Origin of the sequence: Rhodococcus indonesiensis (genome assembly GCF_047782815.1) — a bacterium.
GTDB classification, from domain to species: domain Bacteria; phylum Actinomycetota; class Actinomycetes; order Mycobacteriales; family Mycobacteriaceae; genus Rhodococcus; species Rhodococcus indonesiensis.
In genome coordinates, this window is sequence record NZ_CP180630.1 from 886,141 (window position 1) to 910,861 (window position 24,721).

At 70.5% G+C, this 24,721-nt stretch carries 24 protein-coding genes, 1 tRNA gene and 1 pseudogene; 18 read left to right on the forward strand and 8 right to left on the reverse strand.

What is annotated here, in order from left to right; translation table 11 throughout:
* The 12 genes from ACM26Y_RS04175 to ACM26Y_RS04230 all read left to right on the forward strand — a co-directional run bounded on the left by ACM26Y_RS04175 (position 1) and on the right by ACM26Y_RS04230 (position 11,242).
* On the forward strand, positions 1–810 hold the full coding sequence (locus tag ACM26Y_RS04175) for an alpha/beta fold hydrolase (RefSeq protein WP_124258960.1): 810 nt from the start codon (positions 1–3) through the stop codon (positions 808–810).
* The gene (locus ACM26Y_RS04180; RefSeq protein ID WP_416062726.1) at positions 810–2,072 is read left to right on the forward strand and encodes a SpoIIE family protein phosphatase; all 1,263 of its coding nucleotides are present in this window, start codon (positions 810–812) and stop codon (positions 2,070–2,072) included. Before ACM26Y_RS04175 ends, ACM26Y_RS04180 begins: the two co-directional genes overlap by 1 nt.
* A gap of 132 nt (positions 2,073–2,204) precedes the next feature.
* Positions 2,205–3,044, forward strand: coding sequence for an enoyl-CoA hydratase-related protein (locus ACM26Y_RS04185; protein ID WP_268966319.1), 840 nt, complete (start codon positions 2,205–2,207; stop codon positions 3,042–3,044).
* Complete coding sequence (locus ACM26Y_RS04190; protein ID WP_268966320.1) at positions 3,031–4,065, forward strand: phosphotransferase family protein; 1,035 nt, start codon at positions 3,031–3,033, stop codon at positions 4,063–4,065. The genes ACM26Y_RS04185 and ACM26Y_RS04190 overlap by 14 nt, the downstream gene beginning before the upstream one ends.
* A gap of 32 nt (positions 4,066–4,097) precedes the next feature.
* A complete protein-coding gene (locus ACM26Y_RS04195; protein ID WP_416062727.1) occupies positions 4,098–5,291 on the forward strand; it encodes an acyl-CoA dehydrogenase family protein in 1,194 nt (397 codons plus the stop codon).
* The gene (locus ACM26Y_RS04200) at positions 5,288–6,385 is read left to right on the forward strand and encodes an acyl-CoA dehydrogenase family protein (protein WP_416062728.1); all 1,098 of its coding nucleotides are present in this window, start codon (positions 5,288–5,290) and stop codon (positions 6,383–6,385) included. The genes ACM26Y_RS04195 and ACM26Y_RS04200 overlap by 4 nt, the downstream gene beginning before the upstream one ends.
* A gap of 46 nt (positions 6,386–6,431) precedes the next feature.
* Positions 6,432–8,090 (forward strand): AMP-binding protein, encoded by a 1,659-nt coding sequence (locus ACM26Y_RS04205; protein WP_416062729.1) that lies wholly within the window; start codon positions 6,432–6,434, stop codon positions 8,088–8,090.
* A 16-nt stretch (positions 8,091–8,106) separates the two neighbouring features.
* Positions 8,107–8,958 carry an acyl-CoA thioesterase gene (locus tag ACM26Y_RS04210; RefSeq protein ID WP_017682262.1) on the forward strand — a complete coding sequence of 284 codons (852 nt, stop codon included), beginning with the start codon at positions 8,107–8,109 and terminating at the stop codon, positions 8,956–8,958.
* Positions 8,955–9,608, forward strand: coding sequence for an HAD family hydrolase (locus ACM26Y_RS04215; protein WP_048773323.1), 654 nt, complete (start codon positions 8,955–8,957; stop codon positions 9,606–9,608). The genes ACM26Y_RS04210 and ACM26Y_RS04215 overlap by 4 nt, the downstream gene beginning before the upstream one ends.
* Before the next feature lie 28 nt (positions 9,609–9,636).
* A complete protein-coding gene (locus ACM26Y_RS04220) occupies positions 9,637–10,269 on the forward strand; it encodes a nucleotidyltransferase (protein WP_029539981.1) in 633 nt (210 codons plus the stop codon).
* Complete coding sequence (locus ACM26Y_RS04225) at positions 10,266–10,532, forward strand: BON domain-containing protein (RefSeq protein ID WP_029539982.1); 267 nt, start codon at positions 10,266–10,268, stop codon at positions 10,530–10,532. The genes ACM26Y_RS04220 and ACM26Y_RS04225 overlap by 4 nt, the downstream gene beginning before the upstream one ends.
* Positions 10,529–11,242 (forward strand): metallophosphoesterase family protein, encoded by a 714-nt coding sequence (locus tag ACM26Y_RS04230; protein ID WP_048773319.1) that lies wholly within the window; start codon positions 10,529–10,531, stop codon positions 11,240–11,242. Before ACM26Y_RS04225 ends, ACM26Y_RS04230 begins: the two co-directional genes overlap by 4 nt.
* A gap of 46 nt (positions 11,243–11,288) precedes the next feature.
* Here ACM26Y_RS04230 and ACM26Y_RS04235 read toward each other — a convergent pair whose 3' ends face one another.
* Positions 11,289–12,305, reverse strand: a complete 1,017-nt coding sequence (locus tag ACM26Y_RS04235; RefSeq protein WP_017682257.1) for an NADP-dependent oxidoreductase — start codon at positions 12,303–12,305, stop codon at positions 11,289–11,291.
* A gap of 199 nt (positions 12,306–12,504) precedes the next feature.
* Positions 12,505–13,666: pseudogene (locus ACM26Y_RS04240) on the reverse strand (RNA-guided endonuclease InsQ/TnpB family protein).
* 116 nt (positions 13,667–13,782) lie between these two features.
* Here ACM26Y_RS04240 and ACM26Y_RS04245 point away from each other — a divergent pair.
* The 3 genes from ACM26Y_RS04245 (at position 13,783) to ACM26Y_RS04255 (ending at position 17,278) form a co-directional block, all read left to right on the forward strand.
* Positions 13,783–15,507, forward strand: a complete 1,725-nt coding sequence (locus ACM26Y_RS04245) for an AMP-binding protein (protein ID WP_416062730.1) — start codon at positions 13,783–13,785, stop codon at positions 15,505–15,507.
* A gap of 143 nt (positions 15,508–15,650) precedes the next feature.
* Positions 15,651–17,042, forward strand: a complete 1,392-nt coding sequence (locus tag ACM26Y_RS04250; RefSeq protein ID WP_416062731.1) for a lysine N(6)-hydroxylase/L-ornithine N(5)-oxygenase family protein — start codon at positions 15,651–15,653, stop codon at positions 17,040–17,042.
* A complete protein-coding gene (locus ACM26Y_RS04255; protein WP_003936798.1) occupies positions 17,039–17,278 on the forward strand; it encodes an MbtH family protein in 240 nt (79 codons plus the stop codon). The genes ACM26Y_RS04250 and ACM26Y_RS04255 overlap by 4 nt, the downstream gene beginning before the upstream one ends.
* Before the next feature lie 27 nt (positions 17,279–17,305).
* Here ACM26Y_RS04255 and ACM26Y_RS04260 read toward each other — a convergent pair whose 3' ends face one another.
* Complete coding sequence (locus ACM26Y_RS04260; protein ID WP_416062732.1) at positions 17,306–18,778, reverse strand: threonine/serine ThrE exporter family protein; 1,473 nt, start codon at positions 18,776–18,778, stop codon at positions 17,306–17,308.
* Positions 18,779–18,898: 120 nt separating this feature from the next.
* On the opposite strand from ACM26Y_RS04260, the gene ACM26Y_RS04265 reads away from it, so the two are divergent.
* Positions 18,899–18,973: transfer RNA gene (locus ACM26Y_RS04265), tRNA-Thr, on the forward strand.
* Between the two features lie 86 nt (positions 18,974–19,059).
* On the opposite strand, the gene ACM26Y_RS04270 is transcribed toward ACM26Y_RS04265, so the two are convergent.
* Both ACM26Y_RS04270 and ACM26Y_RS04275 read right to left on the reverse strand, forming a co-directional pair.
* Positions 19,060–19,293, reverse strand: coding sequence for a hypothetical protein (locus ACM26Y_RS04270; protein ID WP_238586371.1), 234 nt, complete (start codon positions 19,291–19,293; stop codon positions 19,060–19,062).
* 73 nt (positions 19,294–19,366) lie between these two features.
* Positions 19,367–19,888, reverse strand: coding sequence for a winged helix-turn-helix transcriptional regulator (locus ACM26Y_RS04275; RefSeq protein ID WP_416062733.1), 522 nt, complete (start codon positions 19,886–19,888; stop codon positions 19,367–19,369).
* A gap of 154 nt (positions 19,889–20,042) precedes the next feature.
* Here ACM26Y_RS04275 and ACM26Y_RS04280 point away from each other — a divergent pair, with 154 nt between their 5' ends.
* Positions 20,043–20,213 (forward strand): hypothetical protein, encoded by a 171-nt coding sequence (locus tag ACM26Y_RS04280; protein WP_416062734.1) that lies wholly within the window; start codon positions 20,043–20,045, stop codon positions 20,211–20,213.
* 110 nt (positions 20,214–20,323) lie between these two features.
* Here the strand turns inward: ACM26Y_RS04280 and ACM26Y_RS04285 are convergent, their stop codons facing one another.
* The 3 genes from ACM26Y_RS04285 to ACM26Y_RS04295 form a co-directional block, all read right to left on the reverse strand.
* Positions 20,324–21,616 carry a protein kinase domain-containing protein gene (locus tag ACM26Y_RS04285; protein WP_416062735.1) on the reverse strand — a complete coding sequence of 431 codons (1,293 nt, stop codon included), beginning with the start codon at positions 21,614–21,616 and terminating at the stop codon, positions 20,324–20,326.
* A gap of 87 nt (positions 21,617–21,703) precedes the next feature.
* Positions 21,704–23,293: a phytoene desaturase family protein gene (locus ACM26Y_RS04290; protein ID WP_416062736.1), complete on the reverse strand. Its 1,590-nt coding sequence runs from the start codon at positions 23,291–23,293 to the stop codon at positions 21,704–21,706.
* A gap of 42 nt (positions 23,294–23,335) precedes the next feature.
* The gene (locus tag ACM26Y_RS04295; RefSeq protein WP_416062737.1) at positions 23,336–23,788 is read right to left on the reverse strand and encodes a hypothetical protein; all 453 of its coding nucleotides are present in this window, start codon (positions 23,786–23,788) and stop codon (positions 23,336–23,338) included.
* Between the two features lie 149 nt (positions 23,789–23,937).
* On the opposite strand from ACM26Y_RS04295, the gene ACM26Y_RS04300 reads away from it, so the two are divergent.
* Positions 23,938–24,720 carry a nuclear transport factor 2 family protein gene (locus ACM26Y_RS04300; RefSeq protein WP_416062738.1) on the forward strand — a complete coding sequence of 261 codons (783 nt, stop codon included), beginning with the start codon at positions 23,938–23,940 and terminating at the stop codon, positions 24,718–24,720.
* Position 24,721: the final 1 nt, after the last annotated feature.

Sequence of the window (24,721 nt, forward strand, 5' to 3'; positions counted from 1 at the left end):
GTGAATGTCCTCACCAGAAACCACGTACGCGTCACCGGCCGGGCCGGCGCGCCCGTCGTGGTGCTGGCACACGGGTTCGGTTGCGACCAGAACCTGTGGCGGCTGGTGGTGCCGGACTTGGAACGCGACTTCACCGTGGTGCGGTTCGACCACGTGGGGGCGGGCCGATCGGATCTGTCTGCGTGGAGCGCGGAGCGGTACTCGGATCTCGACGGCTACGCCGACGACGTGCTGGCGGTGTGCCGGACGCTGGATCTCGGACCGGTCGTCTTCGTCGGGCATTCGGTGAGCGCGATGATGGGGGTGCTCGCCGCCGCACGCGACCCCGGCGCGTTCGCCGGGCTGGTGCTGCTGGCCCCGTCGCCGTGCTTCGTCGACGATCCCGCCGCCGGGTACCGGGGCGGGTTCAGCGTCGCCGACATCGAGGAGCTGCTGGAGTCGCTGGAGGCGAACTACCTGGGCTGGTCGGGTGCGATGGCGCCCGTCATCATGGGCAATCCGGAACGTCCCGAACTCGGCGAGGAACTGACCGCCGCCTTCTGCCGCACCGATCCGGCGATCGCCCGGGTCTTCGCCCGCGTGACCTTCCTCTCCGACAACCGGGCGGACCTGGCGAACGTGAGTGTTCCGACCGTGGTGGCCCAGTGCTCACGCGACGCGATCGCCCCACCGGAGGTGGGTGCGTTCGTCCATGCGCAGATTCCGAAAAGCCGATTGGTGACGCTGGACGCCACGGGGCACTGCCCGCAGCTCAGTGCTCCGGACGAGACCGTGGCCACGATCGCCGCCTTCGCCGGTTCGGTGGGGTGATGATCCCGACCCGGGAGACGGACGACGGCCGGAACCCGGGCGCCGGGGCGCCGGGGGGCGAGGATCGGGAGATTCGCGCCGCGCTGGCCGAGGACAGCGCCGAGAGCCTGTACGAGAACGCGCCCTGCGGCTACCTGTCCACCCTGCCGGACGGACGCATCGCGAAGATCAACGCGACTCTGCTGCAGTGGCTGGGACTCCGGCGCGACGAGGTGGTTGGCCGGCGGTACTTCTCCGACCTGCTCACGGTCGGCGGCCGCCTCTACCACGAGACCCACTTCGCCCCGCTGCTTCGCATGCAGGGTGAGATCAGCGGCATCGCACTGGAATTGAAGACGGCCGACGGTGCCCGCCTGCCCGTCCTGGTCACTTCGGTGGTCCGGTCCGACGACCACGGGCAGCCGCTGCTGATCCGCACCACCGTCTTCGACGCCCGGGAGCGCCGGGCCTACGAGATCGAGCTGCTGCGCGCCCGCCGGGAAGCCGAGGACGAACGTCGACGACTGCAGCGGCTGACCCGCACCCTCCAGGCGACGTTGCTGCCGCCCGACCTGCCACACGTGCCCGGTCTCGAGGTCGCCGCGCACTACCACATCGCGTCCCCGGACGAGGTCGGCGGCGACTTCTACGATCTGTTCCCGCTCGCTGCCGGCACCTGGGGCCTGTTCCTCGGCGACGTGTGCGGCAAGGGGGCGGCCGCGGCCGTGATGACCTCCGTCGCGCGCTACACCGTGCGTGCCGCGGCCGTCTACGCTTCCGGTCCGGCGGCGGTACTGGCCGACCTGAACACCGTCCTCGTCGAGCGGTACCGCATGCACGATCCGCGGTTCTGCACCGTCGTGTTCGGGACGCTCACCCCCGACGCGTCGCCGGGCAGCTTCCGCGTCACCCTGGCGTCGGGTGGGCACCCGCCGGCTCTGTTGCTGCGCGCCGACGGCAGCGCCGACTACGTACCCATTCCGGGTGGTCAGCTCATCGGGTTGCTACCGCGGGCCCACATCGCCAGCGCGGTCGTCCGGCTGGATCCCGGCGACACCCTGGTGCTCTACACCGACGGTCTCACCGAGGCCCGCAGCGCTCCGGGCGCCGACGAGCGCTACGGCGAGCAGGCTCTGCTCGACTTCGCCCGGAGGCTGGGTCCGGTCACCGCCGGGGAGGCCGTCACCGCCGTCCGCGAGCTCCTCGACACCCTGGGCACCGGGGTGGAGGACGACACGGCCGTCCTCGCCGTCCACGCGCCGCGCCGCAGCGTCGGGTCCTGACCCCGGTTCCCGGTCACACGGGGCTGCCGGGAGCGATTGACATCACACCGTCCCCGGCGCACACTATGCAAGCGCTCAGCAACTTGAATCTGACGTCAAGTTATGTGACTCCCTGCTGTGAAGGAGCACCGGATGACCGACGCACCCGCCGCGACGACCCGCGGCGTGGCCACCACCGACGACCTGGTCCTCGCCGAGCGGCGCGGACCGGTCGTCCTGCTCACCCTCAACCGGCCGGCCAAGCTCAACGCCTGGAGCAACGCCCTCGAGGACCGCTACTTCGACCTGCTCGCGCAGGCCGACGACGACCCGCAGGTACGGGCCGTCGTCGTCACCGGCGCCGGCCGCGGATTCTGTTCCGGTGCCGACCTGGACGACCTGCGCCACGTCGCCGACGCCACGGACGACGACCTGGTGCGCCCGCGCCCGCGCGACTTCCCGCTGCACGTCCGCAAGCCGATCGTCGCCGCGATCCGCGGTCCCGTCGCTGGGCTCGGTCTGGTCGAGGCCCTCTATTGTGACGTCCGATTCGGCGACGCGACCGCCCGCTTCACAACAGCGTTCGCGCGCCGCGGACTCATCGCCGAGTACGGCGTCACCTGGCTGCTGCCCCGCGTCGTCGGCCACAGCCGCGCTACGGACCTGCTGCTGTCGAGTCGCATGATCGACGCCGACGAGGCCCACCGGATCGGTCTGCTCGACCACCTGGTCACCACGGGCAGCGTGGTCGACGCGGCCGTCGCCTACGCGACCGACCTCGCTGTCCACTGCTCACCGCGGTCGATGGCGACGATCAAGACGCAGCTGCGCGACGACGCAGACCGGTCCTACCCGGACGCCGTGGTCGCCGCGGACCGCCTGATGGTCGAGGCCTTCCGCGGCCCCGACGTCGCCGAGGGCGTCGCCAGCCACCTCGAGCGGCGCGCTCCCGAGTTCGCCGCCCTGCCCGGGAGTGCCCATGCCACTGCGTGAAACCGTCGGCATCGACCCGGACGCGATCCTGCGCTGGCTGGGCGATCTCGGCATCGAGCACACCGCACCGCTGACCTTCGACCGCATCGGTCTCGGGCAGTCGAACCTGACCTACCTCGTGCAGGACGGCGACGGGCGCCGGTGGGTGCTGCGGCGACCACCGCTCGGACATCTGCTGGCGTCCGCACACGACGTCGCGCGCGAGGCCCGCATCCTCTCGGCGCTCGAGTCCACCGACGTGCCGACACCGACAGTGTTCGGACTCACCGACGATCCGGCGATCAGCGACGTGCCGATGGTGCTCATGGAGTACGTCGACGGACAGGTGGTGGACCGGATGTCCGTCGCGGAGTCCCTGACGCCGGAGCGCCGCCGCCGGATCGGGCTGTCGCTCGCGCGGACGCTCGGCCGCATCCATGCCGTGGACCTCGACAGCACGGGCCTCGCCGCCCTGGCCCGCCCCAAGCCGTATGCCGAGCGGCAGCTGCACCGCTGGGCCGGCCAGTGGGAGAAGTCGAAGACCCGCGAGCTGCCCGAACTCGACGACCTGACCCGCCGGCTCCTGGCCGCGGTGCCTCCGCAGCACGAAACCACCCTGGTGCACGGCGATTTCCATTTGCGCAACGTCATCACCTCGTACGACAGCGGTGACGTCGTCGCGGCGCTGGACTGGGAGCTGTCCACCGTCGGCGACCCGCTCGCCGACGTCGGGTCGCTGTTCGCCTACTGGCCCGAGCCCGGGGAGGACACCGGCGGCGACTTTCCCGCCTCCACCCTCGAGGGTTTCCCCAGCCGCGCCGAACTCGCCGCCGTCTACCTGGACGAGACGGGCCGCGACCCGGCGGCACTGCAGTTCTGGCACGCGCTCGGATTGTGGAAGGTGGCGGTGATCGCGGAAGGCGTGATGCGCCGCGCGCTCGACGAACCGCAGAACAAGGCCGCGGCCGGCACTCCCACGATCGAACGCATCGACGCCCTGGTTCACAAGGCCCGCGAGATCGCCGACGACGCCGGCATCTGACGCCCCGACCCCTCGACACGCAGGAGACGACGATGTCCCCCGACGAGCAGACGACCGCACGCGACCTCTCCGCGCGTGTGAAGACGCTTCTGTCCGAACATGATCCGAGCACAACCCGGCCCGAGGACTTCCTCGGCGCACGATTCGACGCCGGCCTCGCCTGGGTGCACTTCCCGCCGGGCCACGGCGGGCTCGGCCTGCCGCAGAGCCACCAGGCGCAGGTCGAGGCCGAACTGGCCGCCGCCGGCGCGCCCCGGCCTGCCGCCGGCCGCAACGGCATCGGCCTGGGCATGGCCGCCCCCACCATCGCCGCCTTCGGCACCGAGGAGCAGAAGAGCCGGTTCCTGCGCCCGATCTACACCGGACAGCACATCTACTGCCAGTTGTTCAGCGAGCCCGGCGCCGGCTCCGACCTGGCCGCCGTCGCGACCCGCGCCGTCCGCGACGGTGACGACTGGATCGTCGACGGCCAGAAGGTGTGGACCTCCGGCGCACAGAACGCGCAGATGGCGATCCTGGTGGCCCGCACCGATCCGTCCGTGCCCAAACACGCAGGGCTGACGTACTTCCTGCTCGACATGAGCGATCCCGGCGTCGACGTGCGGCCGCTGCGGCAGATCACCGGTGAGGCCGAGTTCAACGAGGTGTTCCTCACCGGAGTGCGGGTACCCGACGCCGATCGGCTCGGTGACGAAGGGCAAGGCTGGCGCGTCGCCACCACCACCCTCAACAACGAACGCGTCGCGATCGGCTCCGGTGCGCCCCGCGAGGGCGGCATGATCGGCAAGGTCACCGAGGCCTGGCGCGAGCGCCCCGAGGTGCGCGACCCGGCGCGGCACGACGAGCTGATGCGGCTGTGGGTCGAGGCCGAGGTGATCCGGCTGACCGGCGAACGCCTGCGCCAGCAGCTCGCCGCGGGTCAGCCCGGCCCGGAAGGCTCCGGTATGAAACTCGCATTCGCCCGCCTCGCCCAGACGATCTCGGGCTTCGAGGTGGAACTGCACGGCGAGCAGGGCCTGCGCTACGACGACTGGACCCTGCGCCGGCCTGAATCGGTGGACTTCACCGGCCGCGAACCCGGATACCGGTACCTGCGCGCCAAAGGCAACTCGATCGAGGGCGGCACGTCGGAGATCCTGCGCAACGTCGTCGCCGAGCGGGTGCTCGGACTACCGCCGGAACACCGTGTGGACAAGGACATTCCGTGGAAGGACCTGGCGCGATGACCGACCTGCTGTACTCCGACACCGAGGACGCCCTGCGCGACAGCGTCCGTCGCATGCTCACCGAACGCTGCCCTGCGTCCGTCGTGACGACCGCGTACGACGCCGCGCCCGCTGACTTCTCGGGCGTGTGGAAGACCGTGGCCGTCGAACTCGGACTGGCCGGACTGCTGGTCCCCGAATCTCTCGGCGGCGGCGGCGCGAGCACCCGCGAGGCCGCGGTCGTCATGGAGGAGATCGGCCGGGCCGCCGCCCCGGTGCCGTACCTGTCGAGCGCGGTGCTCGCCACCGTCGCGCTGCTGCGTGCCGGCGACACCGGGACTGTGCCGGACCTGGCGACCGGTGCCGTCACCGGCGCCCTCGCGGTCCCGCTGTCGACGGGGCCGGACGCCGCGATCACCGGGGTGCGTCGCACCGGCGACGGCCTGACCGGCCGGGTCACCAGCGTTGCCGGAGCACACGAGGCCGACGTGCTCGTCGTCCCCGTCGCGGGCGCTGACGGCCTCGAACTGCACACCGTCCGGTCGGACGCCGCCGGCGTCACCGTGACCCCCGTGCTGTCACTGGACATGACCCGGCCGATCGCCGACATCGAGTTCACCGGGGCAGCCTCCACCCGCGTCGACGACGGCGACGCGGCAGCGGCGGTGGCCGAGGCGCTCCGGTGCGGGGCGGTGCTGCTCGCCTCCGAGCAACTCGGGGTGGCCCAGTGGTGCCTCGAGACGACCGTCGCCTACGTCAAGGAGCGCCGCCAGTTCGGTCGCGCCGTCGGCTCGTACCAGGCGATCAAGCACCGGCTCGCCGACCTGTGGCTCGAGGTGGGCGCCGCGCAGTCGGCCGCCCGGTACGCGGCCGACGCGTACGCGCGCGGCGACGACGACACCGCGATCGCGACCGCCGTCGCCCAGTCGTACTGCAGCGACGTCGCGGTGCACGCCGCCGAGGAGTGCATCCAGTTGCACGGCGGCATCGGAATGACCTGGGAGTACCCGGCGCACCTCTACCTCAAGCGGGCCAAGGCCGATCAGCTCGCGCTCGGCGTCCCGTCCCGGCACCGCGCCCGCCTGGCCGAGCTCGTCGACCTGCCGGTCGCATGAACTCGACTGCGCTGCAACCACACACGAGAGGACAGGTGTCGCGACGATGAGCTGGTACGACGACAGGCCCTGGATGGCGCAGTACGATCCCCGCGTAGCCGAGGCCGGGCCCGTCCCGCGGCGGACCACCCTCGAGGTGTTCGCGGACGCCGTCGCCACGGCGCCGGACGGGCCGGCGATCACGTATCTCGGTGCGGCGCTGACGTATCGGGAGGTCGACGAGCTCAGCGACGGGGTGGCGGCGTACCTGCTCGCGCAGGGATTCCGCAAGGGTGACCGGCTCGCCGTGTACCTGCAGAACGTGCCACAGTTCGTCCTCGCGCTGTTCGGTGCGTGGAAGGCCGGCGGCGCGGTGGTGCCGCTGAACCCGATGTACAAGGACGAGCTCGACCACATCCTCACCGACGCAGGCGTCGTCGCCGTCGTGTGCGGTGAACAGGCGTGGGCGGACCGGGTGGCGGAGCGGTCCGCCGGGGCGGGCGTGACGATCGCGTTGACGGCGAGCGAGCTGGACCTGCAGACCTCGAACGACGAGCGGCTCTTCGCCGGTGTCGAGCGCCGCCGGACCCCGGGTGTCCCCGATCTGCTCGAGGTCGCCCGCGAGTGGGCCGGCCGCCCCGTCCCCGACCCTGGCCTGGTCCCCGACGACATCGCGCTCGTCTCCTACACGTCCGGGACGAGCGGACTGCCCAAGGGTGCCACCAACACCCACGCGAACCTCACCGTCAACTGCGTACTGCTGCGCCTGTACGACGAAATCCCGGCGGGTTCGCCGATCTTCGCGCTCGCGCCGCTGTTCCACATCACCGGGATGGTCGTGCAGCTGCTCACGGCGGTGGATCTGGCCGGTCCGCTGGTCCTGGCCTACCGCTTCGACGCCGGGGTGGTGCTCGACGTCCTGAAGCGGGAGCGGCCCGCGTTCATGGTCGGCCCGTCGACCGCGTTCATGGCGCTGCTGGCACATCCGTCGTTCTCGTCGGACGCGTTCGAGTCGCTGCTGACTCTCAATTCCGGTGGCGCGCCGCTGCCGCCGGCCATCGTCGAACGCTTCCGCGAGCGGACCGGCCTCTACATCCGCAACGGGTACGGCCTGACGGAGACCAGTGCGCCCTGCGTCGTCGTGCCTTCCGGTCGTGAGGCGCCGGTGGATCCGGACTCGGGCACACTGTCCATCGGTCTGCCGCTGCCCACCGCGACGGTGCGCATCGTCGACGAGGACGGCAAGGACCTCGGACCGGGCGAGGTCGGGGAGATCGCCGTCGAGGGGCCGATGGTCGTCCCCGCCTACTGGAATCTGCCCGAGGCCACTGCCCAGTCCATTCCGGGCGGACGGTTGCTGACCGGTGACGTCGGCTTCATGGACGCACAGGGCTGGGTGTACGTCGTCGACCGCAAGAAGGACATGATCAACGCCTCCGGGTTCAAGGTCTGGCCCCGCGAGGTCGAGGACGTGCTCTACCGGCATCCGGCGGTCCGGGAGGCCGCGGTCGTCGGCGTGCCCGACTCCTACCGCGGCGAGTCGGTCGCCGCGTTCGTGAGCCTGCGCCCGGACCAGCAGGTCGACCCGGACGAACTGGTGACCTGGTGCCGCGAGCGGCTGGCCGCCTACAAGGCACCCCGGTCGGTCGAGATCCTCGACGAGCTGCCCAAGACCACCAGCGGGAAGATCCTGCGCCGCGAGATGCGCAGGGTCGCATCGTCCTGACCCGAGGAGGAGACACGTGCCGAGCATCGACGAGATCCTGCGCCTGCGCGAGATCGCCCCGGCGACGTTCCGCGCCGCCCCGGTGCCGACCGAGATGGAGCGCACCTTCGGCGGTCAGGTCGCGGGGCAGGCGCTCGCCGCGGCGGCACGGACCGTGCCGCAGGAGTTCGGCGTGCACTCGGTGCACGGCCACTTCCTGCGCCCTGGCCGGCCGCTCGAGCCCGCCGACTATCACGTGGACGCCGTGCGGGACGGCGGCAGCTTCCGCACCCGCTACGTCACCGCGGTCCAGGACGGCGAGACCGTGTTCACCCTGACCGCCTCGTTCCACCGCGGTGACGACGGGCACGCCCACCAGACGGCCATGCCGCCCACGACCGGACCGGAGGAGGTCACGGAGAACGGGCGCCCGTGGGCCGCGTGGTACGACTTCCCGGAGTGGGACGACTGGGAACGGCGCTGGCTCCCGGCGGACGAGGCCACACCCGACGCGCCGGCGCGCCGGCGGCTGTGGATCCGGCACCGCACCCCGCTGCCCGACGACCCGGTCCTGCACGCCTGTGCCCTGACCTACTGCAGCGACATGGCGCTGCTCGACATCGCCGTCCTGCCGCATCCCGAAAGGCCGATCCAGGGGGCGTCGCTCGACCACGCGGTGTGGTTCCTGCGGCCGTTCCGGGTGGACGAATGGCTGCTGTTCGATCAGGTGTCGCCGTCGTCCGATTCGGGACGCGCCCTGATCCAGGGACAGATCTTCGACACGACCGGACGACTGGTCGCCGCCGTCGCGCAGGAAGGCATGGTGCGGTTCCACACCGAGCGCGCCGCGGCCGTCGGTGCCGGACGCTCCGAAGGGCGGGATCGATGAACCGCGCCGCGCCCGAGCGCTCGGCCGTCCTCGTCGACTTCGGTGGCGTGCTCACCACGAGCGTGTTCGCCGCGTTCGAGCAGTTCGGCGCGGCACTCGGCGATCCGGGACTGCCGCTGCGGCTGCTCGGCGGCGACCCGGACTCGCGACGGCTGCTCGCCGACCACGAGTCGGGGCGCATCGACGCGGAGGAGTTCGAGCAGGGCTTCGCCGGACGGCTCCGCGCCCACGGAGCTGCCGTGACCGCGGAAGGACTCGCCGCCCGGATGCAGGCCGGGCTGCGGCGCGACGACCGGACGGTGGCCCTCCTCGACGATCTGCGGGCCGCCGGCGTGCCGGTGGCGCTGGTGTCCAACGCCTTCGGACGGGACTGCTACGCGGGCTTCGAGCTGACCGCACTCGCGGACGAGGTGGTGATCTCCGCCGAGGTCGGCATCCGTAAGCCGTCACGCCGGATCTACGCCCTCGCGTGCGAGCGCCTGGGGGTCGCCCCCGAACAGGCCGTCATGATCGACGACCTGCAGCAGAACCTCGACGGAGCGGCGCGGATCGGCATCGCCGGTGTGCTGCACACCGACGCCGACCGCACCCGCTCCGAGCTCGCCGAGCGATTCGGCTTCGTGACGGGGCAGGTGCCCGGCCAGGTGTGAGCCCCGGGCGCGCGGGTACCCGCCACCCATGACCAACGCACATCCTCACGGTCTCGATGCCGCGCCGTCCGGCGCTGCGGGCTCGTCGGACGAGTCGGTCAAGGAGAGGCAGCTGCTGCAGGTGCTGACAAAGGCGGTGAACACCCTCGGTGAGGCCGGGGTGCGGTTCGCCGTCGGCGGCGGCTGCGCGGTGTACGCCCGTGGTGGCCCGGCGTCCGACCACGACGTGGACCTGTTCGTCCGCCCGCACGATGTGGACGCCGCGCGGGAGGCGCTCGTCGCCGCCGGCATGCGTCCCGTCGACCCGCCCGAGAACTGGCTGAGCAAGGTCTACGAGGGTGATCACCTCGTGGACCTGATCTTCCGGCCCAACGACCGGGACGTCGACGATTCGATGCTCGCCCGCGCACAGTGGATGCGCATCGGTCCGACCGCGGCGCCGGTGATCAGCGGCACCGACCTGATGAGCGACAAGCTCAACGTGCTCGACGCCCACCGCTGCGACTTCGCGCCGTTGCTGCGTATCGCCCGCGCCCTGCGCGAGCAGGTGGACTGGGGGCAGGTGGCCACCGCGACGGCCGCGTCGCCGTACGCCCGCGCCTTCCTCGGCCTGCTCGCCGATCTGGGCATCATCGAACCCGACCCGGAGGCCCGACGATGAGTCACGAACACCCGGAGCACCCGCAGTACGTGGTGGCGCACCTGCACCGCGCCCTGGCCGAGGACCCCCGCACCGCCGAACAGGGCGTGCGTGTCACGATCCGCGGCACCGACGTCTACCTGACCGGCGAGGTCGCCAGCGCCGCGCGTCGTGACGCGCTGACCGTGGTGGTGCAGGAACAGTTGCCGGGCGTCACCGTCCACAACGACGTGCACGTGGTCGACTCGCGCGACCCCGGAACTTCGGTGGAGGAACTGCGATGAGGATTGCTGCCGTCGGAGACGTACACCTGGCCGAGGACGCCCGCGGGCATCTGCGGCCCGCTCTCGAACACCTGCACGAGCACGCCGATGTGCTGCTGCTCGCCGGCGACCTCACTCGGCACGGCACCGTCGACGAGGCGCGCGTCGTCGCCGACGAGTTCGGCGATCTTGCGGTGCCCGTCGTCGGTGTGCTCGGCAACCACGACTACCACAGCGACGCCGAGGACGAGATCACCGAGCTGCTCCGCGACCGGGGCATCGTCGTGCTCGAGGGGGAGTCGGTCGTCCTCGACGTCGACGGGGCCCGGCTCGGCGTGGCGGGAACCAAGGGGTTCGGCGGGGGTTTCGCGGGCAAGTGCGCGAGCGCGTTCGGTGAGCCGGAGATGAAGCAGTTCGCCGGGCACACCGTGGAACTGGCCGACAGGTTCCGTGGCGCCGTCGCCGAGCTCGACGGTGCCGACGTCCGCGTGGCGCTGCTGCACTATTCGCCGATCAGCGACACCCTGCGCGGCGAGCCCGCCGAGATCTATCCGTTCCTCGGGTCGTATCTGCTGGGCGAGCCGATCGACGAGTTCCACCTCGATCTCGCGGTGCACGGGCACGCACACGCGGGGTGCGAGCGCGGCACGACCCCGGGCGGTGTGCGGGTCCGCAACGTCGCACAGCCGGTCATCCGCACCGCGTACGCGGTGTATCGGTTCGAGAACTGATCGCGCCCGGCCGCGCCGCGGGGCGACCCGGCCGGGCGCGGGGTTCTCAGGAGTCGGCCGTGGTCTTCAGGACGAGTTTGCCGGTGTTGGCACCGTCGAACAGCATGTTGAGTGTGCGTCCGAATGCCTCGACGCCGCCGGTCTCGACCTGTTCACGGGTCACCAGTTCGCCGCGGCGGATCCATTCCGACACGGCAGCCATGCCCTCGGGGAAGCGGTCGAGGTAGTCGAAGACGATGAACCCGGTCATGGATGCCCGGTTCACGAGCAGGGACAGGTAGCGGGACGGGCCCGGCTGCGGGTCGGTCGCGTTGTAGCCGGAGATGGCCCCGCACAACACGACTCGCGCGTGCTTGCGCAGCACGGCCAGCGCCGAGTCGAGCGTCTCCCCGCCGACGTTGTCGAAGTAGATGTCGATCCCGTCCGGTGCGGCGGCGTGCAGCGCCCGGCCCACGGATCCGGCCTTGTAGTCGATGGCGGCGTCGAATCCCAGCTCGTCGGTGAGCCACGCGCACTTCTCGGGTCCGCCGGCGATGCCGATGACGCGGCATCCGCTCAGTTTCGCGATCTGCCCGGCGATGCTGCCGACGGCCCCGGCGGCGCCCGACACGAGCACGGTGTCGCCGGGCTTCATCCGCCCCACGTCGACGAGCCCGAAATATGCCGTCATGCCGGGGAATCCGAGTGCACCCAGCCACACCGGCGGCGGCGCGAGGGACTCGTCGACCGCGACGACGCCGCTGCCGTCGGAGACGGCGTAGTCGCACACGCCGAAGTGCCCGGAGACGAGCTGTCCTTCCTTGTAGCCGTCGTGGCGGGATTCGTGTACCCGCCCGACGGCGTGGGCGCGCATGACCTCACCGATCCCGACCGGCGGGACGTACGACCGGACGTCGTTCAGCCATCCGCGCATGGCGGGGTCGAGGGAGACGTACTCGACGCGGACGGTGAACTCGCCGTCGGCCGGCTGCGGGACCGGGGCGCTGGTGACCTCCCATGTGGAGTCGTCGGGGCGGCCGACCGGTCGTCGTGCCAGTCGGACCTGCCTGTTCACGGACGCCATACGTCTTCCTTTCGATTGCAGAAAAGCCCTGCTGCGGTGCGGTGATTCGGATGTGCGGCGGTCGTCCCGGTCAGTTGAATTCGACGCCGGATTCAACTATACACGGTGGGTGACCGGGATCACCCCGTCGCCGCCGGATGCCCCGAGAACGGAAGGTCGACTTAACGCCTCTCCTTCCTGAAGGCAGGAGATTCCCGGCTCAGACCGCAACCGCACCACCACCCGGAGGGAGGTGATCCGCTTGACTCACGTCGTCGACACCGGTGTGGCCACGCTCCGCCACAGCCAGAATCACTCTGGCAGCGTTCCGGTCCCGGCACGCGGTATGCCCGCACGCCCAGCACCGGAAGATACGTTCCTCGAGTCCGAGGCGTTGCTTGGCTCTCGCGAAACACCTCGAACACGTCATGGTCGTGTACGCGGGCCGCACCGACACCACCTTCCGGCCGGCCCGCCTGCCCTGCTCGAGCAACTCCCGTTTCACCGTCGCGATCGCGGCATCGGCGGCCGTGCGCGCCATCGTCGACCTCGACAGGAACCGGGGTCGGAAATCCTCCACCGCGACCAGATGATGCGCCTCGACCACGGCCCTGGCCCAGATCCGGCCGTCGTGCCGGTTCTGTCGGGCCGCCTTCTTCTGCACCTTCGCGGCCCGGGTACGGGCCCGGCGATAGCCCCTCGAGGGTGGGTGTCCCGTGCCTCGGCGGCGCCGGGCCATCGTCCGCTGCGCTCTCGCCACCTCCGCCGCACACCGTTTCCGGTGCCCGTGCTGCGGCAGATCGAACCGCTCCTCGGTGGCCGTCGCGGTGCGGGCCACGCCCCAGTCGATCCCGACCGCGCTGCCCGGGTCGGCGGCCGGGATCGGCTCGGCCTCGCGGGTCACCACGAACGAGGCATACCAGTGCCCCAGGCAATCGCGGGTGATGCGCACACTCGACGGCTCCGACGGCAACGCCCGCGACCACCACCGGGATACTCACACCTTTGGGCAGCACCAACCGGCCGTCGCGGAGCCGGAACCCGCGGCGGGTGTACTCGAGCGACGGCAGGGTCTTCCTCCGCGCCTTGAACCGCGGCCGGCCCCGGCCCTCGGCCGTGAACGACGCGTCGAGCGCCTGCGCGTAGGTGCGCAGCATCTGCTGCTGGGCGACCTGGGAGCCGTCCCGCAACCACGACGAGCGGGCCCGCGCCTCGGTCAACTGCTTGGCCAGCTTCCCGAACGTCGGCCGGCGACCGGCCTTGTGTTGGTGCACCGCCTCGTTCCACAGGAACCGGCAGCGATGCCACTCCTGCATCAGTGCATGTTCGGCGGTGGTGCCCGGCCGCAACCGGTAGTTGTAGCGCACCACCTCGATCCCCATGCCCGGCACGCTAACCGACCCCACCGACAGGTGTGCCCGACCCCACCACTCCCCCCGAAAGGAGGACGGCGCTTCCTCTCCCTCGTGAACGAGGCAGTATCCGCGCCGCACATCAGATGACACGCGAGTTCGACACGGTCCCCACCGACTCCGACGCCCTCGAGGCCGCGCTCACCGGGATCCGGCGGGTGCAGGAAGCGCACTGGCCGCCGGAGGTGCCGCAGACGGTGGAGTACCCGATCGACGAGCGCGCGCTCGTGGACTACCTGCGGCACTGGGCGCACGTGCGCCCGCATGCCCCCGCGATCGAGTTCTACGGTCGCACGGTCGGTTACGCCGAGTACGACGACCTCTCCGACCGGTTCGCCGGCTGGCTGCTCGCCCGAGGCGCCCGGGCCGGCGACCGGGTCGGTGTCCACCTCGGCAACTGTCCGCAGTTCCACGTCGCGATGCTCGGCATCCTCAAGATCGGCGCCGTCCACGTACCCGTGAACCCGATGCTGCGCGAACACGAACTCGCCCACGAGCTCGCCGACGCCGGCGTCACGATCCTGCTCACGCAGCCCGAACTGCTCCCGCTGGTGGAGGTGGTCCGACCGCGCACGCCGGTGCGCCACGTCGCCGTCACTGCCCTCGGCGACATGCTCACCGGTACGAGGCCGGGGGAGGTGCCGCCACCCTTCCCGGTCACCGATCCCGCCGCCGGCGACTGGGCGAGCATCCTCGACAGTCCCCGCGCACCCGCCGTCGCGACGGACCCGGACGCGCTCGCCGCGCTGAACTACACCGGCGGCACCACCGGCATGCCGAAGGGCTGCGAGCACACCCAGTGGCACATGGTCTACACCGCGGCTGCGGCCACCGTCGGCGGCGGCCGGCGGGTGGGGGAGACCACCGTGGTGCTCAACTACCTGCCCATGTTCTGGATCGCCGGTGAGGTCTTCGGCATCCTCAACCCTCTCGTCAACGGCGGCTCCGTGGTGCTGATGACCCGATGGGACGCGGACGCCGCGCTGGCTCTCGTCGAGCGGCACGGCGTCACCAGCACGGTCGGCACCGTCGACAACTATGTCGAACTCATGGACGCGCCCGGCTTCGACGGGAACCGCGCCGCCACGCTCGACAACGCCATGGCGGTGTCGTTCGTGCTGAAGCTCGACCCGGCGATTCGCCGGCGGTGGCGCGACGCGACCGGCCACACCCTGCGGGAGGCGAGCTACGGCATGACCGAGACGAACACCGCCGACACCTTCACTCTCGGTTTCCAGGACGGCGACTTCGACCTCGCGAGCGAGCCGGTGTTCTGTGGCCTGCCCGTGCCGGGCACCGACATCCTGATCGTCGACGAGGCGGGTGCCCCGGTGCCGCTCGGTGAGACCGGGCAGATCGTCGTGCGCAGCCCCTCGGTGACCACCGGGTACTACCGCAACGCCGAGGCCACCGCGGACGCGTTCCAGGGCGACTGGCTGCGCACCGGCGACGTCGGCCGGTTCGACGAGCGCGGTGCGCTGCACTATCTCGCCCGCAACAAGGAGATGATCAAGACCAACGGGATGAGCGTCTTCCCTGCCGAGGTCGAGGCGCTGCTGCGCATGCACCCGGGGGTCGCGACGGTCGCGGTGGTCCCCAGGTCCGATCCGGACAGAGGGCAGGTCGCGTTCGCGTTCGTCCAGCCGGTCCCCGGCGCGACCGTCACGGCCGGCGAACTCACGGCGTGGGCGCGCGAGAACATGGCGGGTTACAAGGTGCCGATCGTCGAACTCGTCGAGGCGATGCCCATGACGGCCACCGGCAAGATCCGCAAAGGCGATCTGTTTGCGCGGGCGGAGGGGAGTCACTAGGGAGCGGGGTTCCGGGCCGGCGGGTGACGCACCCCAACCGGCTGCAATGATTGGTAGGCTAACCAAACCAAGGGTAGCCTGAGCTATCTTCTTGTGTGATCGATCCATCCGCGGCTGCGGCCCCCGAGCACGGAAGAGCGACCATGACCGACCGCTCCTGCAACGACAGCGGTGACTCGCCGTCGCCGGACGGCGAACCACCGGAACTCCTCGACCTCGTCGGGATCGGATTCGGACCCGCCAATCTCGCATTGGCGATCGCCGTCGAAGAGCACAATGCCGAAGCCCCGCACGACCCCGTGCGGGCCCGGTTCTTCGACCGGCAGCCCGCGTTCTCCTGGCATCCCGGAATGCTCCTCGAGGGCTCGACCATGCAGATCGCCTTCCCGAAGGACCTGGTCACCTTCCGCAACCCGACGAGCCCCTACACCTTCTTCGCCTACCTGCACGACCGGGGCCGGCTCGTCGACTTCGTCAACCACCAGACGTTCTTCCCCACCCGGCACGAGTTCCAGGACTACCTGCAGTGGGCGGCCGCCCGCGTCGACGCCGACGTGCGGTACGGCACCGAGGTCGTCGCCGTCGAGGCCGTACGCGACCCGGCGGGCATCGCCGACCGCCTCGCCGTCCACGCCGCCGACGGCACCGTCGTACACGCCCGCAACATCGTCGTCGGGGTGGGGTTGCGGCCCCGCATCCCCCCGTGGGCCACCGAGAGCGTGCGGTGCTTCCACAACCACCGGTTCCTGTTCCATCTGGCTGAGATGCCCGCGCCCGTGCACCAGCGGTTCGTCGTCGTCGGTGCCGGCCAGAGCGCTGCCGAGGTGGTGCAGTACCTGCACGACCACTATCCGCAGGCCGAGGTGCACAACGTGTTCGCCCGCTTCGGCTACAGCCCCGCCGACGACAGCCCGTTCGCCAACCGCATCTTCGATCCGGCCACGGTCGACGAACTGCACGCCGCACCCGAGGCGGAGCGGGAGCGACTGCTGGCCCTGCACCGCAGCACCAACTACTCCGTCGTCGACCCCGACCTCATCGCGGCGCTGTACGCGGCCGAGTACCGCGAGCGCGTCGGCGGCCGGCCTCGGCTGTTCATGCGGCGCGCGTCCGAGGTCGGCGCCGTCACCGAGACGGCCACCGGAATCGAGGTGGACGTGCGCAGCACACTCGACGGGCTCACCGACACCCTGACGTGCGACGCCGTGGTCCTCGCCACCGGATTCGACGCCGCCCCGCTGCCACCGCTGCTCGGCGCTCTCGCTCCCGAGTCGTCGCCGCTGCGCACGGTCGACCGGGACTACCGCCTGCCCACCGCGGGCGACGTCCGGGCGGGGATCTATCTCCAGGGCGGCACCGAGAAGACCCACGGGCTGACGGCCTCGCTGCTGTCGAACGTGGCGATCCGGTCCGGGGAGATCCTCGGATCCGTCCTCGAGCAGCGCGACGGAAAACTACCAGCGGGTCATGACCGGGCCCCGGACCTTGCTAGGGTACGGGAGCAGCACACCTATGCGACAAGTGAGGCGAGATGAGCACGAATCCTTTTGACGACGAAGACGGCCGCTTCTACGTCCTCATGAACGACGAGGAGCAGTACTCGCTGTGGCCGACTTTCTCCGAGGTGCCGCAGGGGTGGCGCGTGGTGTTCGGGGAGGAGTCGCGTGCAGCGTGCGTCGAGTACGTGGAGAAGAACTGGACCGACATGCGGCCGAAGAGCCTGCGTGACGCCATGGAAGCCGACGAGAAGGCGCGCAACGCCGGCGCCTGACCGTCCGAGGTAACGCGTGGACGAGAGTCACGCCGCGGGTGCGCCACCCGCGGGGTGACTCTCGTGGCGTTTCGACGCCCGGTACGGACGGACCAGCCGGACGCGCCGCAACTGCGGCCGGCGCAGCGATCCCGCCCGCAGCACGCTGCGCGGATGCCGGACCGTGCGGGCCAGCCATTCGCCGAGCGTCACCCCCGCCGCCAGCGCACACCCGATGCCGAACGCCGAGAACAGCGCGGTCAGTCCGAGCAGCAGTTCGCTGCCGATCACCGCATACAGGCCCCGGTACAGCGACAGGCCCGGCAGCAGCGGGGTGATACCGGCGACCGCCACCACCAACGGTGGGGTCAGCGCCCGTCGCGCCATCAGGCCACCGGCGAAACCGACCACCGTCGCGGCCGTCGCCGACGAGATGATCGGGCCCACCGCGAACTCCATCGACATCAGGAACACGAGGCTGCCTGCCGCACCGCCGAGCGCGGCAGCCGTCAGCGCCCGCCGCTCGGCGTAGCACGCCAGCGCATAGAACAGCGCCGACGCCGCACCGGCGAGAACCTTCACCGGCAGAGCGGTCGCCGTGGGCAGCGCATCGTTGCTGATCACCGGTAACTCCGCGCCCAGCGCCTCCATCACCTTCAGCGCCGTCGCCACGCCGGCGATGATCCCGCCCGTCATCATCACCAGTTCGAAGAACCGCGCCGACGCGGTGATCGGCGCTCCGGTGATCGCGTCCTGCACCGAACCGACCAGCGACAAGCCCGACAGCAGCACCGTCACGCCGGCCGCGATGATCAGGCCCGGCGGCACGTCGACACCCAACGGTTCGCGCAGGTTGAACAACAGGATCGCGGGCGTCGCGGCGATGATGCCGCCCACGACGTGCTGGAAGAAGAACGGCAGGCCCATGCCGTTGAGCACACGGTTCGTCCGGTCGATGACCGCTGTCGATGCGAACGCCATCGCCGCCACGAGCACGCCACCACCGAGCAGCACCGAGATCGACGCGGCCATCGCCGCCCACGCGAATGTCGCCATCCAGCGGTGATACGGGTGCGGCGCCGTCGTGATCGCCAGCAGATCCTCGCGGGCCTGCGCCGGCGAGATCGCCTCCCGCCGGATGCGCCGGGTCAACCGGTCCACCGCGGCCAGCCGCGTGAAGTCCATCGACCGGTACTGCACGACGCGCATCGTGCTCGCCGGCGGCATCGTCGGCCCCCGGTACGCCGAGAGGACGATCGAGTTGTAGGTCACGTCGACGTCGCACTGGGCCAGGCCGTACGTCGCGGCGACGAAACGCACCTGCTCGGAGGTGTCGATCGCACCGGTGCCCGCGGCCAGCATCACCTCGCCGACGCGGACGGCGACGTCGAGCGCCTCGGCGACCGTCGCGTCGTCGGTCAGGTCGATCGGCTGCAGCGGCGCCGGCGCCTCGGTGATGGTGTCCAGAGTCGCCCGGCGGTCGAGGACAAGCTTTCCGAAGGCGGTTGCCATCGTTCCCACCGCTGTGCGCTCCCAACTCTGTCGTCGTCGATGTCGGCCGTCCCGGCCACCAATCCACCGTAACGAACCGGGGGGTGGCATGCCCGGCCCGGTGTCTCGGTATGATTGGCGCGCTCGACTGCCTCCTTAGCTCAGTGGTAGAGCACTCGCCTTGTAAGCGAGCGGTCGTCAGTTCAATCCTGACAGGGGGCTCCACCAGCGGCGCCGGGGCATCCGCGCCGTTCCCGGTCGGACGCGACAGCAATCGCATCCGCATCCGACTGCGGGGCGCGCGGATCCGCTCAGGTCTCGCTGTCCGGGTGGATCGGTGAGGCGCGCAACCCGGTCTCGTCGCTCTCGTCCGCGGCGACCTCGAACACCTGCAACGGCGTGTTCGGGGGAGGGGCGTCCTCGGTTCGATCGGGCACCGCTGTCGCAGGGACGGCGGGCGACGACTCGATCCGGCGGCGGATCTCCGCGAGCAGGGCGTCGGTCGGCACCCGGGTCAGATCGGGTCCGGCACCGGATTCCGGCATCTCCGTCACGGTGATCACCCCCGGAGCTCGTGACGACGTGTCGACCGATTCTCTCAGAGCGCCCGACGGTGGATCACCGGTTTGCGGAGGCGTTGCGCATCGCGCGCCGGGCCTGCTCCTCGGTGAAGTTCGGCGTCACGCGCAGTTCCTCGAGGGGGACCTCGCGTTCGGAGCTGCGGACCTCGACGCGCACGGGATCGCCGGTCGTGTCGTCGGTGAGGCCGAGAGGAGCGCCGCGCTCGCCCTGGAGGTACTTGTCACCCCACTGCTTCAGTGCGAGAACCACGGGGAGCAGGTCGCGGCCCTTCTCGGTGAGGACGTACTCGTACCGCGTCCGCTGCCCGGGTTCCTTGTAAGGCCGACGCTCGAACAGGCCCTCGGCGGTCAGTTCGCGCAGCCGGGCTGCCGCGACAGCCTCGGTGATCCCGACGCGGCGGGTGAAGTCGTCGAACCGCCTGGTGCCGTAGTAGGCCTCGCGCAGGATCAGCATCGCCGAGCGGGTTCCCACCATGTCCATCGCCTTGGCGATCGAGCACTGGGTGGTCTGCCAGGCATCGCGATCGGCGAGAAAACCGTCCAACCGGGCCGCATCCATACGACCATCCTAAGTGACTTGCCCGCGGCATAGTCAGGCCCGGCGGCCTGTCGTCGGCACTGAGGCCGTCGGCTACCTGCGCGACGGACGTCAGTGAGGCACCTCACAGGGTGCAACCGTGGAACTGTGGGTAACACCTACCATGTACCGCTCGATGATCTTGGTGACGCCCTCGTCGTGCACCCTGCGGCACTGGGCGTCGTTCGTCTCCGTCCCCCGCGGAGACGAAGGATCGTCACACGACACATTGGAGGTAGGAATGGTTCTCGGTTCCCTCGCTGCAACGCTGTTCACTCTGCTCGCCGGTCTCGGCATTCTGCTCTGATCCATCACGCCTCGGGCGCTCCCACCTCGGGGTGGGAGCGCCCGAGGCGTTCCTGGGGTCCGAAGTCGAAGACAGGTGATGCGGCACCGACCGGTATTCCGGCTCGCCCCTCACCTACCGTTGTTGCCGTTGCCGTTGCCGTTGCCGTTGCCGTTGCCGCCACCGCCGTTGCCGTTGTTGCGACCCGGGTTGCCGTTGCTGTTACCTGGATCCTCGTTGCTGCTCCCGCTGCCGGACTTCGGCGCGACCGACGGCACGAGCGGAGCCGGCGCGGGGACGGTGGTGAAGGCGGGGGCCGGGTTCGCATCGGTGGTGACAGGTGAACTGGGGTCGCCGACCGGCATCGGGGAGGTGACGGGAACGCTGCTCGTCCCCGGCGTGGCGATCGACGGTGTATCACTGCCCCGGCCCCAGGCCAGCAGGAGCAGAGCGGCGACAGCGACGGCCACGACACCGAGAGTGAGCAGGATCCGGCGGCGACCGGAGTCGGGAGTGGGGACCGTGTCGAGCATCGCACGAGTCGTGACAGGCGAGGGCGGACCGGCAACGGGGAAAGCCGAGGTCGGCGCGTGGATCACCTCGGTCACCGGATCGCCGGGACGGCGGTCGAGCAGTGCGGCGAGCATGTCCCGGGCACTGGTGAAGCGTTGTCCGGGATCGCGTGCCATCGCCCGCTCGATCACGGCCACGAGTCCGGGGTCGGCATCCGGTCGCACCGCGGCCAGCGGGGGCGGCGGCCCTTGGGTGATCGCGCGCGCCAGCGCCAGCAGGTTGTCGTAGTCGTAGGGCTTGCGCCCAGTCAGCGCCTCGTACCCCACGGCCCCGACGGCATACAGATCGTCGTGCGGGCTCGCCGGTGCGCCGGCGAGCCGATCGGGACTCAGGTAGGCGACGGTTCCGACGAGTTCGCCGGTGCGGGTGTAGTCCTCGCCGGCGCTCTTGGCGATGCCGAAATCGGTCACCTTCACCGCTCCGGCCTCGGTGAAGAGGATATTGGCCGGCTTGATGTCACGGTGGAGGATCCCGGCCTCGTGCGCTGCGGCGACGGCGGCTGCCACGTCGCTCAGGATGGTCCGCACTCGGTCCTGTGGCATCGGGCCGAGAGCGATCTCGTCGGCGAGGGTGTTGCCCGGCAAGCGTTCCATCACGATGTAGGGCACGCCGGCGTCCTCACCGCTGTCGTGTACCGCGACGATGCGCGGATCGGTGAGCGTTGCCGCCGCCCGTGCCTCGGCCTCGAAGCGTCGGCGCACGTCGGGCCGGCCGAACTCGCTGCGCAGCACCTTCACCGCGACGGGTCGCCGAAGCCGGGTGTCCCATCCGTCTCTGATCTCGCCCATCCCGCCGCAGCCCAGGATGCCGCGCAACTCGTAGCGGCCGGCGAGCAGTTCGGGGACGGTCATGCCTCCGACGTTAGTGCGGTGCCGGCGGTGCTACCGGGTGAGCGACAGCCGTCCGGGCCGCGTGACGTCGCGGGCGCCCGCAACCGATCAGCTGGCGGCGGCACACCCAGCCGCTGCCGCGTCCCGCAACTCGTCGACGGATACGCCCGCAACCGCCGCCGCGGCGGCCGTCCCACCGAACAGGGTGCCGACCAGCCCGTGCGACGGCCGAACACCCGCACCGGCGTGGAACAAGCCCTCGACCGGCCCCGTCGCGCCGAGCCGGGTGAACGTCTGGGTCGGGGTGAACGCCGGGCCGTACGACACGCCGCCGGTGCAGTGCATGAAGCGTTCGGCGGTGACGGGTGTCCCCGTCTCCTCGTGGACTATGGAATCGGCCAGGCCGGGGACCGTGCGCTCGGCAGAGTGCACCAGCCGGTCGCGAAGCTGACGTCGTCTCGCGTCGTAGCGCGGGGTCGAACCGCTTCCCGGCGCGATACCCCACCAGGAGTGCTGTGCGGGTGCCGGGCCGATCAGCTGGACATTGGTCTGTCCGGGTGCGCACAGCCGGGGGTTGTCCGGATCGGCGAGGCTCGCGATCCACAGCCCGGAGGACGTGGCCGGGGGAAGCTCGCCCGCCCGGAGCGCGGCGTACTCGGCATCGAAGTCGTCCGTGTCGGTGACGAGACGGGTCGCGTTCGGATAGCCCTCGGCGGCGAGGTCCCGGTCCAGGATCAGGTAGACGACGGCGAGCGGCAGGGCCAGCTCGTAGCTCCGCACCCGCCGGAGGAGCCGAGGTGGCACACGATCAGGCGGCAGCAGCGACAGGTAGGTCTGCTGGATGTCCACCGCCGACACGACTGCGGGAGCGAGTATCTCGCGTCCGGGCCCCGGTACGGTGTCGAGCGAGGCGTCCTGTACACGTACGCCACGAACCTTGTTGCCGCCGAGAAGGATACGGCTCACCTCCGTGCCGAGCAGCACGTCGCCACCGTGGCGGCGCACCACCTCTGCGAGACCCTCCGAGACGACCCGCGATCCGCCTTGCGGGTACGACAGGCCCTCGAGGTAGGAGTGGATCATCCGGGCTGCCACCGGCAGCGACAGCCGCGACGGCGCCACGGCCAGACTGCCGATCGTCCAACCGAGCAGTGCGGTGGTGAGTTGCGGAGAGGCGTGCAGATGACGCAGGTAGCCGCCGGCGGTCGTGCGGCCGTGACGGAGCAGACCGCGCAGCCGCCACGGCAGCTGCGGCAGCTCCCGCAGGTGCGGCCGCTCCGCGATCCGTTCCAGCTCCTCGGTGAGCAGCCCGACGGTGGTGAGGAATTCGTCGATCGTTCGTCGCTCGGCCGGAAATGCTTCGTACAGAGTGTTTTGGAAGGCCTCCATACCCTTCGGGACCGCCAGTTCGCGATCCCCGTTCAGCAGCCGGAACATTCCCGCGGGATCGAACTCCCGGAAGCTCACGTCCACACCCAGCGGTCCCAGTGCATGCCGCACCGGCGCCTCGGAGGTGTAGTGCAGTCCGATGTCGAATTCGTAGCCGCCGTGGGTGAAGGCGGACATGTGACCGCCCGGCTGCGTGCGGGCATCGGCCACCAGCACCCGGCGTCCCGTCGCCGCCAGATACGCTGCAGTCGTGAGCCCGCCGGGGCCGGCCCCGACGACGACCACGTCGTAGTCGTTGCGTTCTTCCATGCTGACCTCCGATTTGCGGACATCGCCGGCTCGGGGTGTTGTTCAGTGAGACCGGATCTCCCGGGTGGACGGGTGACCCACCCGGACGAAGGTGACGAACGCGGCGACGATCCCGATGACGCTGCCCACGATTCCCAGCCCCAGGACGATGCGCGTCACGAGCGGCCAGTCGAACGAGGCCTCGCCGAAGTCGAACGGGAACACCTGCCAGATCTTCAGCAGCGCCAGCAGGGCGACCGTCGTGGTGACCGCATCTCCCAGCGCCTTGAACCACACGGGATCCCACATCAGGTACAGGAGATTGGCGACCAGGCTGACCAGGATCGAGGCGTTGACCAAGCCGATGACGGAGCGGGTGTCCTCGGTGAGGAACGGCACGGCCTCCCAGCCCGGCCACACGTTCGCGGCATACAGCACCACCGCGTTGAGGAGCACCGCGACGAGATACCCGAATCGCCGGGCGGCGACCGGGGAGCGCGGGTGGACCGGTGTCATGGCGACCTCCCCTCGGTCGGAACCGTCTTCCACGCTAACCCCGCGTCGGGGTCCGCATCAGGGGAGAAAGTCACCGTTCGGCCGATGAGTTTGCCGCCGCTCGGTGGTCGGAACAGGTACGGCATCGTTCGCAGTGAGGAGTCAGCACCATGTTGGACCGTTCCTTTTCCAGTTTCGCCGTCGACGACGTGGCGGCGGCCGCGAAGTTCTACGGCGACGTACTCGGCATCTCCGTGTCGGAGGAGCACGGGATGCTGCACCTGCACCTCGACGGCGGACGCGACACGTTGATCTATCCGAAGGAGGACCACACTCCGGCCACCTACACGATCCTCGACTTTCCCGTTCGCGACCTCGAGAAGGTGGTGGACGAACTCGCCGCTCGCGGTGTCCGGTTCGAGCGCTACGAGGGGGTCGACGACAGGGGCATCTTCCGTCGGGTCGGCCCGCCGATCGCGTGGTTCCGGGACCCGGCGGGCAACATCCTCGCCGTCCTCGAGACGGACGAGTCTCCGGACGAGGAACGGGTTCGTGCGCTGATCGAGGAGCACACCGCGGCTCGTAACGCCAAGGACGTCGATCGGCTCGCCGCGTGCTACGTCCCCGGTGCGACGGTGTTCGACCTGGCACCGCCGCTGCGCAAGACCGCTCCCGCTCCGCAGGTCTGGGCATCGTGGTTCGCGGGGTTCGACGGCCCTCTCGACTGTGAGGTGAAGGACCTGCACGTCGAGACGGCCGGCGACGTCGCGTTCTGTCACGCACTGTCGCGGCTGGGAGCGACCCAGCACGGAGGGCCGCGCTTCGATCTGTGGTTCCGCGTCACGTTCGGTCTACGCCGCGTCGAGGGGTCGTGGCGGATCGCCCACGAGCACGAGTCCACTCCGTTCCATATGGACGGCACGTTCCGGGCCGTCACGGATCTGCAGGAGTGAG

Excerpts from the sequence above, each read along its gene's own strand:
- ACM26Y_RS04180 (WP_416062726.1), top strand. The coding sequence starts at position 810 with ATGATCCCGACCCGGGAGACGGACGACGGCCGGAACCCGGGCGCCGGG.
- ACM26Y_RS04185 (WP_268966319.1), top strand. The coding sequence starts at position 2,205 with ATGACCGACGCACCCGCCGCGACGACCCGCGGCGTGGCCACCACCGAC.
- ACM26Y_RS04190 (WP_268966320.1), top strand. The coding sequence starts at position 3,031 with ATGCCACTGCGTGAAACCGTCGGCATCGACCCGGACGCGATCCTGCGC.
- ACM26Y_RS04195 (WP_416062727.1), top strand. The coding sequence starts at position 4,098 with ATGTCCCCCGACGAGCAGACGACCGCACGCGACCTCTCCGCGCGTGTG.
- ACM26Y_RS04200 (WP_416062728.1), top strand. The coding sequence starts at position 5,288 with ATGACCGACCTGCTGTACTCCGACACCGAGGACGCCCTGCGCGACAGC.
- ACM26Y_RS04205 (WP_416062729.1), top strand. The coding sequence starts at position 6,432 with ATGAGCTGGTACGACGACAGGCCCTGGATGGCGCAGTACGATCCCCGC.
- ACM26Y_RS04215 (WP_048773323.1), top strand. The coding sequence starts at position 8,955 with ATGAACCGCGCCGCGCCCGAGCGCTCGGCCGTCCTCGTCGACTTCGGT.
- ACM26Y_RS04220 (WP_029539981.1), top strand. The coding sequence starts at position 9,637 with ATGACCAACGCACATCCTCACGGTCTCGATGCCGCGCCGTCCGGCGCT.
- ACM26Y_RS04225 (WP_029539982.1), top strand. The coding sequence starts at position 10,266 with ATGAGTCACGAACACCCGGAGCACCCGCAGTACGTGGTGGCGCACCTG.
- ACM26Y_RS04230 (WP_048773319.1), top strand. The coding sequence starts at position 10,529 with ATGAGGATTGCTGCCGTCGGAGACGTACACCTGGCCGAGGACGCCCGC.
- ACM26Y_RS04235 (WP_017682257.1), bottom strand. The coding sequence starts at position 12,305 with ATGGCGTCCGTGAACAGGCAGGTCCGACTGGCACGACGACCGGTCGGC.
- ACM26Y_RS04245 (WP_416062730.1), top strand. The coding sequence starts at position 13,783 with ATGACACGCGAGTTCGACACGGTCCCCACCGACTCCGACGCCCTCGAG.
- ACM26Y_RS04250 (WP_416062731.1), top strand. The coding sequence starts at position 15,651 with ATGACCGACCGCTCCTGCAACGACAGCGGTGACTCGCCGTCGCCGGAC.
- ACM26Y_RS04255 (WP_003936798.1), top strand. The coding sequence starts at position 17,039 with ATGAGCACGAATCCTTTTGACGACGAAGACGGCCGCTTCTACGTCCTC.
- ACM26Y_RS04270 (WP_238586371.1), bottom strand. The coding sequence starts at position 19,293 with ATGCCGGAATCCGGTGCCGGACCCGATCTGACCCGGGTGCCGACCGAC.
- ACM26Y_RS04275 (WP_416062733.1), bottom strand. The coding sequence starts at position 19,888 with ATGGATGCGGCCCGGTTGGACGGTTTTCTCGCCGATCGCGATGCCTGG.
- ACM26Y_RS04280 (WP_416062734.1), top strand. The coding sequence starts at position 20,043 with ATGATCTTGGTGACGCCCTCGTCGTGCACCCTGCGGCACTGGGCGTCG.
- ACM26Y_RS04285 (WP_416062735.1), bottom strand. The coding sequence starts at position 21,616 with ATGACCGTCCCCGAACTGCTCGCCGGCCGCTACGAGTTGCGCGGCATC.
- ACM26Y_RS04290 (WP_416062736.1), bottom strand. The coding sequence starts at position 23,293 with ATGGAAGAACGCAACGACTACGACGTGGTCGTCGTCGGGGCCGGCCCC.
- ACM26Y_RS04295 (WP_416062737.1), bottom strand. The coding sequence starts at position 23,788 with ATGACACCGGTCCACCCGCGCTCCCCGGTCGCCGCCCGGCGATTCGGG.
- ACM26Y_RS04300 (WP_416062738.1), top strand. The coding sequence starts at position 23,938 with ATGTTGGACCGTTCCTTTTCCAGTTTCGCCGTCGACGACGTGGCGGCG.